Raw genomic sequence first — 12492 nt, 5'->3', positions numbered from 1 at the left:
GACCGAAACTCATGAAGATCACCGTCGGCTACCTCGCCACCCCCAGCGGCGACGACGGCGTAGCCCTGGCCACCGCCCTCGCCCGCGCCCTCGACGCGTCCATCGACATCGTGCTGGTCATGGCCGTCGACGAACCTGTCATGGAAGGCAGTGGACCGTATCGAAAGATCCTCGAGGCCAAGGCAAAGGGCTGGGTGGACGACGCGGCCGCCCAGGTCCCGTCGGGTATCGAGGTGACCACGCACGTGCTCAGCCACGAGTCGTTCGCCCGCGCCCTGATCGACTTCGCCGTGAACTCCGATGCCGACATGATCGTTGTCGGCGGTGCCAGTGACGGCCTGCTGAACCGACATTCGATCGGCTCGGTCGCCGGTCAGCTTCTGCACGCCTCGGAAGTTCCGTTGGCACTTGCCCCTCGGGGTTACCGGCTCTCCAGCGCACCGATCACCGATCTCACCGTCGCCGTCCCAACCCGGTCATCCGCCCCGAACCCGTTGCCGTTCGCTTTCACTCTCGCCAGCGCTGCGCACGTGCCTCTTCGATTGGTCTCGCTGGTCTCTCTGGAATCGACCGGAACCCCGAGCGACGAGACTTCACTGGACACGCGTCGACGGCAAGTCGCTGCCGCACAGGAGAATCTGGAACTCGCGGCCCGCACTCTCCCCGGCATCGAGGGCCTCGAATCCGTGGTGGCCGACGGGTCGACACTGGACGAGGCCGTGGGCAACCTCGACTGGAAACCGGGTGATGTGTTGTTGCTCGGCTCGAGTCGGCTGGCGACCCCCAAGCGGGTGTTCCTGGGCTCGAGTGCCGCCAAGATTCTGCGTGCTGCCCCGGTGCCGGTGGTCGTCGTTCCGCACGAGTGAGCGGCTTCGCCGCATGTGAGTGGAAATGCGTAGCAGAGCCCGAGTTTCCACGCACGTGCGGCGCAGCCGCTCGGTCAGCTGTCGAAGCCCAGACCCAACGCGTCCATTCCCTTCAGCCACAATCCCCGCCGTCCCTCGTTGCGGTCTGCACGAGCGAATTGCGCACGAGTGATGTTGATCCCGATCGACTTGAGGGGCTCGGGTGGAAACGGCAACGGCTTGGTACGCACCATCTTCAGGCGCGTTCGTTCGGTGTCGCGCCCGTCGAGCAGATCCAGTGCCGTTCGGGCCCCGAAGTGCGACGCGCCGACGCCGAGGCCGGTGAACCCGGCCACCGAGGCCACCCGTCCGTTCATGCCGAGATCCCAGAAGGCACTGAACCGCGAGCACGTGTCGATCGATCCGCCCCACGCGTGGGTGGCACGGATTCCCTCGAGGGCTGGGAACATCTGCAGCAGATGTTCGGCGAGCAACGCGAACTCGTCTGGATGTTGGGTTCGGCGTGGGTCGGTGTCGCTACCGTAGAAGTAGTGCGCGTCCCACCCACCGAACAGGATGCGATCGTCCGCCGTCAACCGGAAATAGTGGAATCGATTGCCGGAGTCGGCCAATCCTTCGCGGCCGGACCAGCCGATTGCGGCGAGCTGCGCAGACGTCAGCGGTTCGGTCATGATCACGTAGTCCCACACCGGGACTATCCAGTGACGGAGCTTGCGGCGCAACGATTTCGATGCCGAGGTGGCCAGCAGAACCTTGGCTGCCTCGATGGTGCCGTAGCCCGTCTTCACCCGAATACCGTTGCCGGACTTGTCGATCGACAAGGCCGGAGTGTTCTCGTGGATGCGTACGCCGAGCGACTCCGCCGCGTCGGCCAGGCCCCAGGCCAATTTGGCAGGATCGATCATCGCGACGTCGGGGTCGAACAGGGCACCGCGCGCCATCGGTGAGGTGATTTTGGCTCTCACTGCAGCGGCGTCGAGGTATTCCATCGGTTGCGACAGTCGTCTCCCCTCGTCGCCGAGCTCACGGAGGTCGTCGACCTGCCAGTCGAAATTGGCGATGTCGAGCTCGCCGGTGCGTTCGATGTCGGCGTCGATTCCGTACTTCTTCGCAGTCGCGCAGATCGCGTCGAGCGTCTCGGTTCCCATCCGCAGCAACTCGGGTAGTTCGTCGGCATACCGGTCGAGTCCGTTGCCCAGTCCGTGCGTCAGGCTGGCCGCGCAGAAGCCGCCGTTGCGTCCGGTGGCGCCCTCGGCAATGCGGTCGCCTTCGAGCAACACGATCGATCTGTCGGGGTTCTCCTCTGCCGCCTGCAGAGCCGCCCACAATCCGGTGAACCCGCCGCCGACGATCACCAGATCCGCAGACGTCGAACCGGAGTGCCGCGGCCTGGGCGTCGGTCGTTCCGGTCGGTCGAGCCAGAAGGGCTGCGGCGCTGCTCCGAGAACCATCGCCACGCCGCGATCGGTGGGTTCGGTAGCCCAGGATGCGCTCATCGTCGTAGCTCCTGATCCTCGGGTCCTGCGCTAGCGAAAACGGTGCGATGCCAGGACTTTCGGGCCACACCGGTGATGTCGGTCATCACGTGTTTGACGGTGAGGTACTCGTCGAGCGAGTAGCTCGACATGTCCTTGCCGAACCCCGAGGCTCCGAATCCGCCGTGCGGCATCTCGCTGATGATCGGGATGTGGTCGTTGATCCACACACAACCGGCGGCGATCTCCCGCGACGCTCGGCCCGCGCGGTACACGTCGCGGGTCCACGCCGAGGCCGCCAGTCCGAACGCGGTGTCGTTGGCCCGCCGAATCGCATCGTCGTCGCCGTAGTGCCGCGACACCGTGAGCACCGGTCCGAACACCTCGTCGCGGTAGATCTCGTCCTGCTCACCCACATCGGCGATCAACGTCGGAGGGTAGAAAGCACCCCTACCGTCCGCGACACGGCCTCCGGTGACGATCCTCGCTCCGGTATCGCGAGCCCGATCCACCATGGCCGCAACCCGATCCCGATGCGCGATCGAGATCAGCGATCCCATGTCGGTCGCCGGATCCGTCGGATCTCCCATGACGACGCGTTCCATCACCTCGGCAACTCCGGCGACGAAATCGTCGTACAGCGAGTCCGCGACGATGGCGCGGGTGGCTGCCGTACAGTCCTGTCCGCCGTTGATCAACGAACCGGCGACGGCACCGTGAATCGCAGCCTCGAGGTCGGCATCGTCGAACACCACGAAGGGTGCCTTGCCGCCGAGTTCGAGCTGCACCCGGGTGCCGTGCACGGCTGCCTGCGACATCACCTGCCTCCCGACGGGAGTGGAACCGGTGAAAGTCATCAGGTCCAGGCCCGCATGCGAGGACAACGCGACTCCGGCCTCCGCTCCGGTTCCGGTGACCACGTTGAACACCCCGTCGGGCAGGCCGGCCTCCGAGGCGAGACGCGCCAGACGCAGCGTGGTCAGAGGCGTGAGTTCACTGGGCTTGAGCACGATGGAACACCCGGCCGCCAACGCCGGGATCGCCTTCCAGACGGCCATCTGCAGCGGATAGTTCCACGGCGTGATCGATCCGACCACGCCGACCGGGTCGCGTCGGATGGCCGAGGTGTGTTCGCGCGAGTACTCGGCCGCCGCCTTGCCGTCCAGATGTCGGGCAGCTCCGGCGAAGAACTCGATGTTGTCGACGCTGCCCGGAACGTCGAACTCCGTTGCCAGACGCACGCTTTTGCCGGTCTGGGCCACCTCTTCGGTTGCGAATTCGGCGTCGGCCGCCACCGATCGCGCCAAGTCGGCAAGCACCGCGCCGCGCTGGGCCGGAGTTGCGGTGGCCCACTCCGGTAGCGCCGAGCGCGCTCGAACGAGAGCCGCTTCGACGTCCGCTGCCGTGGCGAGACCGAACTCGGACACCACGGTTCCGGTCGCCGGGTTCTCGACGCCGCAGCGGTCGCCGCTGCCGTCCACTGCGCGTCCGTCGATCCAACAACCAGGAATGTTCGCCATGACTGCACGATACCGACCGATCCACGGATTCGCCCGAATTCCGATCCCGCAACAACCGATTCTGTCGTCGAAACAGATATTTATTGCGAATTTCATCGCCTATCGCTTGTGTCGGCGGCGGTGTCGGTGACAAGATCGACCGATGCCGGATCAGTCACCCATCGCACTCGACGACGTCTCCAAGGCGATCATCGAACAACTTCAGGAGGACGGGCGACGCTCCTACGCCGCGATCGGCAAAGCCGTCGGGTTGTCGGAAGCTGCCGTGCGGCAACGTGTTCAACGCTTGACGGACTCCGGTGTCATGCAGATCGTCGCCGTCACCGATCCGGTACAGGTCGGATTCAAGCGGCAGGCCATGATCGGCATCAAGTGCACCGGAGACAGTCATGCACTGGCCGAGCAACTCTCGGCGATCGACGCGATCGACTACGTGGTCCTCACGGCAGGCTCCTTCGACATCGTTGTCGAAGTGGTGTGCGAGGACGACGAACAACTACTACGGATTCTCAACAAGCAGATCCGCAGCCTCGACTCGGTCACCAGTACCGAAACCCTGGTCTATCTGAAACTCGTCAAGCAGCAATACAATTGGGGAACACGATGACGCGAACCACATCCGAGCTCGACGCCTCCGCGGCAAAGCATCTGTGGGGCCACTTCACCCGTCACGGCGGCGGGGTCACTCCCCCGATCATCACCCGCGGCGAGGGTTCGACCATCTGGGACTCGAACGGCAAGAGCTACATCGACGGTCTGTCGGGCCTGTTCGTGGTTCAGGTGGGGCACGGCCGCGAAGAACTGGCCGAGGCCGCGGCCAAGCAGGCCAAGGAATTGGCGTTCTTCCCACTGTGGTCGTATGCCACCGAGCCTGCCATCGAACTCGCCGAACGGCTCGCCGGATACGCCCCTGGGGACCTCAATCGAGTTTTCTTCACCACCGGCGGTGGCGAAGCAGTCGAGAGCGCGTGGAAGCTGGCCAAGCAGTATTTCAAGAAGGTCGGCAAACCAGGTAAGCACAAGGTGATCTCGCGTGCCATCGCGTACCACGGCACCCCGCAGGGCGCTCTGGCCATCACCGGTATCCCGGCACTCAAGGAACCGTTCGAACCGTTGACCCCGGGCGCATTTCGGGTGCCGAACACCAATATCTATCGGGCTGCGGCCCCCATGGACACCGATCCCAAGGCGTTCGGAATCTGGGCGGCCGACCGCATCGCCGAGGCCATCGAATTCGAGGGCCCCGACTCGGTGGCAGCCGTGTTCCTCGAACCGGTCCAGAATGCGGGTGGCTGCTTCCCTCCTCCACCCGGATACTTCGAGCGGGTCCGCGAGATCTGCGATCGCTACGACGTCCTGTTGGTCTCGGACGAGGTCATCTGCGCGTTCGGGCGCATCGGATCGATGTTCGCCTGCAACGACTTCGGCTACGTGCCCGACATCATCACCTGCGCCAAGGGAATGACCTCGGGCTACTCCCCCATCGGCGCGATGATCGCCTCCGACAAGCTCTTCGAGCCGTTCGACGACGGCACGTCGAGCTTCGCCCACGGCTACACCTTCGGCGGGCACCCCGTCTCCGCAGCCGTCGCGATGGCCAATCTCGACATCTTCGAACGCGAGGGGCTCAACGCCCACGTTGCGGACAACGCACCCGCGTTCCGCGCGACGCTCGAAAAACTGCACGATCTGCCCATCGTCGGCGATGTGCGGGGCGAGGGGTACTTCTACGGCATCGAGTTGGTGAAGGACAAGGCCACGAAGGAAACGTTCAGCGACGCCGAAGCAGAACGCATCCTCCGCGGGTTCCTGTCCACCGCCTTGTTCGACGCCGGGCTGTACTGCCGGGCCGACGATCGCGGCGACCCGGTGGTACAGCTGGCTCCGCCACTGATCTGCGGGCAGAAGGAGTTCGACGAGATGGAACAGATTCTGCGCAGCGTGCTGACCGAGGCGGGCAACCTGATCTGATCGCCGGTGCTACTGCCCGATACGGTCGATGACGAGGGGGGTCGGCTGCGCGGCGGTGGTGCCGATCTCCCAACTGCCCTCGAGGGCCTGCTGCGCGTAGTCGAACTTCTCCGGGGTGTCGGTGTACAGGGTTGCGAGCCGATCCCCGGCCCGCACCCGATCGCCCGGCTTGGCGTGCAGACGCACGCCGGCTGCGCTCTGTACCGGCTCGCCCTGCCGCTCCCGGCCCGCGCCGAGCCGCCACGCCGCGAGGCCGACGCCCATCGCATCCAAGCCGGTAACGACGCCGTCCTGCGTCGCAGTGAATTCCTGGCTCTCACGGGCGACCGGCAGCGCGGCGTCGGGGTCGCCGCCCTGCGCCGCGATCATCGTGCGCCACCGGTCCATGGCGGACCCGTCGGCAAGCTTGTCTGCCGGATCGATGCCCTCGATCCCGGCCGCGGCGAGCATGGTGCGTGCCAGGGTGATCGTGAGTTCCACGATGTCCGCCGGCCCGCCGCCGGCCAGAACCTCCACCGACTCCTGCACTTCGAGCGCGTTGCCCGCGGTGAGGCCGAGCGGTGTGTCCATCGCCGTCAGCACCGCCAGGGTCCGTACGCCCGCATCCGTTCCGAGTTCGACCATCGCCGTTGCCAGTTCGCGTGCATCGTCGACGTTCTTCATGAACGCGCCCGCCCCGACCTTCACGTCGAGCACCAACGCGCCCGTGCCCTCGGCGATCTTCTTGCTCATGATCGAACTGGCGATCAACGGAATCGACTCGACGGTTCCGGTGACGTCGCGCAGGGCGTAGAGCTTCTTGTCGGCCGGAGCCAGGTCTGCGCCTGCCGCGCAGACCACCGCGCCCACGGCGGGGTCGGCAAGAATCCGGTGCATCTCGTCGCCGCTGAGATCAGCTCGCCATCCGGGGATGGACTCGAGCTTGTCCAAGGTGCCCCCGGTATGCCCCAGCCCGCGGCCCGACAGTTGCGGCACCGCCGCTCCGCACGCAGCGACCAAGGGTGCGAGCGGCAGCGTGATCTTGTCTCCGACGCCACCGGTCGAGTGCTTGTCCACGGTAGGGAGCGGCAACGCGGAGAAGTCCATTCGCGTGCCCGACGCGATCATGGCGTTCGTCCATGTGCTCAACTCCCGGCGCGACAATCCGCGCAGCAGAATTGCCATCGCCAACGCCGACATCTGTTCCGGCGCGACGCTTCCGCGGGTGAACTCGGCGATCACCCACTCGATCTGCTCGTCGTCGAGAACGCGTCCGTCGCGTTTGGCGCTGATGATCGATACGGCGTCAGGCATGGTTGTTCACGCGTCCTTCGTCGAGGTTGTCGGGGCCGAATGCGTCCGGGAGCAACTCTGCCAGTCGACGCGGCCCGGTGGCGGTATCGACGAGCAGATCCGCGCCGCCGAACTCGTACAGCAACTGCCTGCACCGCCCGCACGGCATGAGGATCTCGCGTCGGGAATCGCAACAGGAAAAGGCAACGAGCCTGCCCCCGCCGGTCGAGTGCAGGTTCGACACCAACCCGCACTCGGCGCACAGGCCCAAACCGTATGAGACATTTTCCACATTGCACCCGGTGACAATGCGATTGTCGTCCACCAGAGCTGCCGCGCCCACCGGAAAATTGGAGTACGGGGCGTAAGCGTGCCTCATGGCCCCATGGGCATTGTCGCGCAACGCATTCCAGTCGATTTCGTTCATGGTCACCCATCCAATCACGCTGTCTGAATTGATGCAGAAATCTACCCGAAACCGCCCGATTGAATTGGGAAGGCAAACCTAACACGGGATTTCGGCACCATACGAACCTCGAGTCGAATTAGTTCCGTGTTTCGAATGGGTTTACAGTTTCTATCAAGCGGCTAGTACAACCAGCACTAGGGCCGAATCGCGACAAATCGAGCCAGGTTAAGCCCGGCCACCGGGCTCGACGCGTCCACCAACGACGTTGGAGGCATTGCACTCGATGAGTAGCACGACGGAAGCCGCTCCGGTCAAGGAGCGCAAGCGGTCTCTGTACCGCGGGGACCCGGGAATGTGGTCCTGGGTTCTGCACCGCATCACAGGCGTGTTGACGTTCTTCTTCTTGTTCGTCCACGTTCTCGACACGGCGATGGTTCGGGTCAATCCCGAGACGTACGACGCCATCATCGAAACCTACAAGACCCCGCTCGTCGGACTCATGGAACTCGGCCTCGTCGCGGCAGTGCTGTACCACGCGTTGAACGGCATCCGAGTCATGCTGATCGACTTCTGGGCCAAGGGACCGCAGTACCAGAAGCTGATGCTCTGGGTCATCGCAGTCGTCTGGCTCGTCGTCATGATCCCGGGCGCGGGACGAATCTTCTACAACATGTTCACGGCGGGTGGTCACTGATGTCGACGCAGGGTCCCGAGGCGAAGGTCCTCGGCACGAACTACGACCGTCCGGCCAGCCTGGCCAACCCGCGTTCGCCGCGGCGTCAGAGCAAGGGCAACTTCGAGCTCTACGCGTGGCTGTTCATGCGGTTCTCCGGCCTGGCACTCGTCGTGCTGGTCCTGGGCCACATGTTCATCATGCTGATGCTCGACGACGGCGTGCACCGCATCAACTTCGCCTTCGTCGCCGGCCGTTGGGCCAGCCCGTTCTGGCAGTTCTGGGATCTGACGATGCTGTGGCTGGCACAGCTGCACGGCGGCAACGGTCTGCGCACCATCATCGCCGACTACTCCCGCAAGGACTCGACGCGATTCTGGCTGACGACCTTGCTGGTGCTGTCGATGATCCTCATCATGGGCGTCGGCACCTACGTCATCTTCACCTTCGATCCCAACATCTCGGCGAGCTAAGGACACTGACGCTTACATGCAGGAACATCGTTACGACGTACTGATCGTCGGCGCAGGCGGTGCCGGAATGCGTGCTGCGATCGAAGCCGGACCCCGTGCTCGGACAGCCGTATTGACCAAGCTCTACCCCACCCGCTCCCACACCGGAGCAGCTCAGGGCGGCATGTGCGCCGCCCTGGCCAACGTGGAGGAAGACAACTGGGAGTGGCACACGTTCGACACCGTCAAGGGCGGCGACTACCTCGCCGACCAGGACGCGGTGGAGATCATGGCCAAGGAGGCCATCGACGCCGTCCTCGACCTCGAGAAGATGGGTCTTCCGTTCAACCGGACGCCCGAAGGAAAGATCGACCAGCGACGCTTCGGCGGCCACACCCGTGACCACGGCAAGGCACCCGTTCGTCGCGCGTGCTACGCAGCCGACCGCACCGGTCACATGATTCTGCAGACGCTCTACCAGAACTGCGTCAAGCACGACGTCGAGTTCTACAACGAGTTCTACGCGCTCGATCTCTGCCTGACCGAGACGGACGACGGGCCGGTTGCCACCGGCATCATCGCCTACGAACTCGCCACCGGCGAACTGCACATCTTCCACGCCAAGTCGATCATCTTCGCGACCGGCGGCTCGGGACGTATCTACAAGACGACCTCCAACGCGCACACTCTGACCGGCGACGGCATGAGCATCGTGTTCCGCAAGGGACTTCCCTTGGAGGACATGGAGTTCCACCAGTTCCATCCGACCGGCCTCGCAGGCCTGGGCATCCTCATCTCCGAGGCCGTCCGCGGCGAAGGCGGCATTCTGCGCAACGAGTCGGGTGAACGCTTCATGGAGCGGTACGCCCCGACCATCAAGGACCTCGCTCCGCGCGACATCGTGGCGCGGTCGATGGTGCTCGAGGTTCTCGAGGGACGCGGCGGTGGTCCCAACAAGGACTACGTCTACATCGACGTCACCCACATCCCCGAGGAAGTTCTCGACGAGAAGCTCCCCGACATCATGGAGTTCTCGCGCACCTACCTCGGTGTCGACCCCGTCAAGGAGCCGGTGCCGGTCTACCCGACCTGTCACTACGTCATGGGCGGTATCCCCACCAAGATTCGCGGTGAGGTGCTGCGCAACAACGAGGACATCGTCCCCGGCCTGTACGCGGCAGGTGAGTGCGCCTGCGTGTCGGTGCACGGCGCGAACCGTCTGGGAACCAACTCGCTGCTCGACATCAACGTCTTCGGTCGTCGTGCGGGCATCGCCGCGGCCGAGTACGCCAACTCGGTGGACTTCACCCCGCTCCCCGAGGAGCCGGCGAAGATGGTGCAGGACTGGCTCGAGCTGATCCTGTCCGACCACGGTCACGAGCGGGTGGCCGACATCCGTTCCGAGATGCAGCAGTCGATGGACAACAACGCGTCGGTCTTCCGCACGCAGGAACGCCTCGAGACGGCGCTGAAGGATGTGCGCGCCCTCAAGGAGCGCTACAACCACATCACCGTCGCGGACAAGGGCAAGCGCTACAACAGCGACCTGCTCGAAGCCATCGAACTCGGCTTCCTGCTCGAGATGGCCGAGGTGACCGTCGTCGGAGCGCTCAATCGCAAGGAATCACGCGGCGGACACGCTCGCGAGGACTTCCCCGATCGCAACGACGCCGAGTACATGAAGCACACCATGGCCTACAAGGAGGGCGAAGGTTTGCTCACCGAGATCCGCCTGGACTACAAGCCGGTAATCCAGACCCGCTACGAGCCGATGGAGCGGAAGTACTGACATGAGCGCACCCACACTGGACAAGAAGTCCGAACAGAACGATCTGCCTCCCGTGCCCGACGGCGCGGTCATGGTCACGCTCAAGATCGCTCGTTTCAACCCCGAGAGCGGCGACGGCCAGTACTGGGACACCTTCCAGGTCCCCACGCTGCCCACCGACCGTCTGCTCAACCTGCTGCACTACGTCAAGGGCTACCTCGACGGAACTCTGACGTTTCGTCGCTCGTGCGCCCACGGCGTCTGTGGCAGTGACGCGATGCGCATCAACGGCGTCAACCGTCTCGCCTGCAAGGTGCTGATGCGCGACATGCTGCCGAAGGATTCGTCGAAGACCCTCAACATCACCATCGAGCCCATCCGTGGCTTGCCGGTGGAGAAGGATCTCATCGTCAACATGGAGCCCTTCTTCGACGCGTTCCGCGCCGTGAAGCCGTTCCTCATGACGACGGGCAACGAGCCGACCCGCGAGCGCATTCAGTCGGCTGCGGACCGCGCCCGTTTCGACGACACCACCAAGTGCATCCTGTGTGCGTGCTGCACCACCTCGTGCCCGGTGTTCTGGAGCGACGGAAGCTACTTCGGTCCGGCGGCCATCGTCAACGCGCACCGGTTCATCTTCGACAGCCGTGACGAGGGTGCCACCGAGCGTCTGGACATCCTCAACGACGTCGAGGGTGTGTGGCGCTGCCGCACCACGTTCAACTGCACCGACGCATGCCCTCGTGGCATCCAGGTGACCAAGGCCATCCAGGAAGTCAAGCGCGCACTGCTGTTCGCTCGCTGATCTCCACGGCTACGACGAAAGCGCCCCTTCGCAGACGCGAAGGGGCGCTTTCGTCTGTCCGTCACACGAACGCGCTGTAACCCGTCACGCCGCGGCCGACGATGAGGTTGTTGATCTGAGCGGTGCCCTCGTACGAGTACAACGCCTCGGCATCGGAGAAGAACCTGATGACCTCGTGCTCGATGAGAATTCCGTTGCCGCTCATGATCTCTCGGGCCCATCCGACCACCTCGCGCAGACGCGTCGTGCAGAACGTCTTCGCGAGCGCCGCATGCTCGTCGTGATGAACTCCGTTGCCCTGCAGTTGTGCGACGCGAACGGCCATCCCCAGAGACGCGGTGATGTTCGCCGTCATCCGCGCGATGAGATCGGCAATGAGCTGGAACGAGGCGATCGGAGACCCGAACTGCTCCCGTTCGCGCGCGTAGGCGACGGCTCGCTCGTACGCGCCCATCATGACGCCGACGGCTTGGAACGCCACTCCTCCGCGGGTCAGCCGAAGCACCTTGGCGGTGTCGGCGAACGAGTTGGCCTCGGCCAGCTTGTTGGCGACCGGGACGCGGCAGTTCTCGAGATGAACGTCGGCGTTCTCCACTGCGCGAAGCGAGTACTTCCCCTCGATCTTCTCGGCCCGGAACCCCTCGAATTCCTTCTCGACCACGAAGCCCTTGACCTCGCCGTCCGCCTCGTCCTTGGCGAAGACGATCGTCAGGTCCGCGAAGGTTGCATTACCGATCCATCGCTTGCTTCCGTTGAGAATCCAATGGTCTCCATCGAGGCGAGCCGTGGTCTCCAACCCGCCGGCGACGTCCGATCCGCCGTGCGGTTCGGAGAGTCCGAACGCGCCGATCGTCTCCATTCGGCGCATGGCGGGCAACCACCGCTCGCGCTGTTCCTCGGACCCCAGAATCGAGATACTGCTCATCGCCAGCGAACTGTGCACGCTGAACATCGTTCCGGTGGACGGATCGACCCGCGCGAATTCCATCTCGAGCCAGCCGGTGAGTAGCTTGCGGGAGGCCTTGCGGTCGTCAAATGCGTATCCCAGACCCGCGATTTCGAGGTCGGCGATGGCCGGCATGAGGTGTACCGGTGAGACGGCCTTCTCCCAGAACTCGTTGGCTCGCGGCGCAACCTGCTCCTGGAGGAACCGGCGGGTACGCAGCACCACGTCGACTTCGGCCTCGTCGAGCAAGCCCTGATACCCGTAGAAATCCGATTCGAGGAAGTCCGGCGACAGTGGCCCGAGGGGCTCGTGCTTGCTCATGGTCGACTCCTTCG

At 64.4% G+C, this 12492-nt stretch carries 12 protein-coding genes; 7 read left to right on the top strand and 5 right to left on the bottom strand.

From position 1 onward, the window contains the following. Positions 1-11 precede the first annotated feature (11 nt). Positions 12-866 (top strand): universal stress protein, encoded by an 855-nt coding sequence (locus RFA01S_RS16650; RefSeq protein WP_032408075.1) that lies wholly within the window; start codon positions 12-14, stop codon positions 864-866. Between the two features lie 74 nt (positions 867-940). On the opposite strand, the gene RFA01S_RS16645 is transcribed toward RFA01S_RS16650, so the two are convergent. Then, the gene (locus RFA01S_RS16645; protein ID WP_032408074.1) at positions 941-2362 is read right to left on the bottom strand and encodes an NAD(P)/FAD-dependent oxidoreductase; all 1422 of its coding nucleotides are present in this window, start codon (positions 2360-2362) and stop codon (positions 941-943) included. Further along, positions 2359-3861, bottom strand: coding sequence for a gamma-aminobutyraldehyde dehydrogenase (locus RFA01S_RS16640; protein WP_032408073.1), 1503 nt, complete (start codon positions 3859-3861; stop codon positions 2359-2361). The genes RFA01S_RS16645 and RFA01S_RS16640 overlap by 4 nt, the downstream gene beginning before the upstream one ends. Before the next feature lie 142 nt (positions 3862-4003). Here RFA01S_RS16640 and RFA01S_RS16635 point away from each other — a divergent pair, with 142 nt between their 5' ends. Both RFA01S_RS16635 and RFA01S_RS16630 read left to right on the top strand, forming a co-directional pair. Continuing rightward, positions 4004-4468, top strand: coding sequence for an Lrp/AsnC family transcriptional regulator (locus tag RFA01S_RS16635; RefSeq protein ID WP_032366674.1), 465 nt, complete (start codon positions 4004-4006; stop codon positions 4466-4468). Next, positions 4465-5832 carry an aspartate aminotransferase family protein gene (locus tag RFA01S_RS16630; protein ID WP_027496423.1) on the top strand — a complete coding sequence of 456 codons (1368 nt, stop codon included), beginning with the start codon at positions 4465-4467 and terminating at the stop codon, positions 5830-5832. The genes RFA01S_RS16635 and RFA01S_RS16630 overlap by 4 nt, the downstream gene beginning before the upstream one ends. Positions 5833-5841: 9 nt before the next feature. Here the strand turns inward: RFA01S_RS16630 and RFA01S_RS16625 are convergent, their stop codons facing one another. Continuing rightward, entirely contained in the window at positions 5842-7125 is a 1284-nt protein-coding gene (locus RFA01S_RS16625; protein WP_032408072.1) for a thymidine phosphorylase, read from the bottom strand. Then, a complete protein-coding gene (locus RFA01S_RS16620) occupies positions 7118-7531 on the bottom strand; it encodes a cytidine deaminase (protein WP_027496421.1) in 414 nt (137 codons plus the stop codon). Before RFA01S_RS16620 ends, RFA01S_RS16625 begins: the two co-directional genes overlap by 8 nt. A gap of 334 nt (positions 7532-7865) precedes the next feature. Between RFA01S_RS16620 and sdhC the strand changes: the two genes are divergently transcribed. Genes sdhC through RFA01S_RS16600 form a run of 4 tightly spaced genes read left to right on the top strand, consistent with a single transcriptional unit; the run spans position 7866 to position 11211 of the window. Then, a complete protein-coding gene (gene sdhC / locus RFA01S_RS16615; RefSeq protein ID WP_027496420.1) occupies positions 7866-8207 on the top strand; it encodes a succinate dehydrogenase, cytochrome b556 subunit in 342 nt (113 codons plus the stop codon). Then, a complete protein-coding gene (locus RFA01S_RS16610; protein ID WP_027496419.1) occupies positions 8207-8659 on the top strand; it encodes a succinate dehydrogenase hydrophobic membrane anchor subunit in 453 nt (150 codons plus the stop codon). The genes sdhC and RFA01S_RS16610 overlap by 1 nt, the downstream gene beginning before the upstream one ends. A 16-nt stretch (positions 8660-8675) precedes the next feature. Beyond that, positions 8676-10427 carry a succinate dehydrogenase flavoprotein subunit gene (gene sdhA / locus RFA01S_RS16605; RefSeq protein ID WP_027496418.1) on the top strand — a complete coding sequence of 584 codons (1752 nt, stop codon included), beginning with the start codon at positions 8676-8678 and terminating at the stop codon, positions 10425-10427. Position 10428: 1 nt separating this feature from the next. After that, entirely contained in the window at positions 10429-11211 is a 783-nt protein-coding gene (locus RFA01S_RS16600) for a succinate dehydrogenase iron-sulfur subunit (RefSeq protein WP_027496417.1), read from the top strand. Between the two features lie 61 nt (positions 11212-11272). Here RFA01S_RS16600 and RFA01S_RS16595 read toward each other — a convergent pair whose 3' ends face one another. Then, on the bottom strand, positions 11273-12478 hold the full coding sequence (locus RFA01S_RS16595) for an acyl-CoA dehydrogenase family protein (RefSeq protein ID WP_052060858.1): 1206 nt from the start codon (positions 12476-12478) through the stop codon (positions 11273-11275). Between the last annotated feature and the right edge of the window lie 14 nt (positions 12479-12492).

It is taken from the genome of Rhodococcoides fascians NBRC 12155 = LMG 3623, from assembly GCF_001894785.1.
Classification (GTDB): domain Bacteria; phylum Actinomycetota; class Actinomycetes; order Mycobacteriales; family Mycobacteriaceae; genus Rhodococcoides; species Rhodococcoides fascians.
Note: the sequence above shows the minus strand (reverse complement) of the source record. Positions and strands in the feature narration are given on the sequence as shown.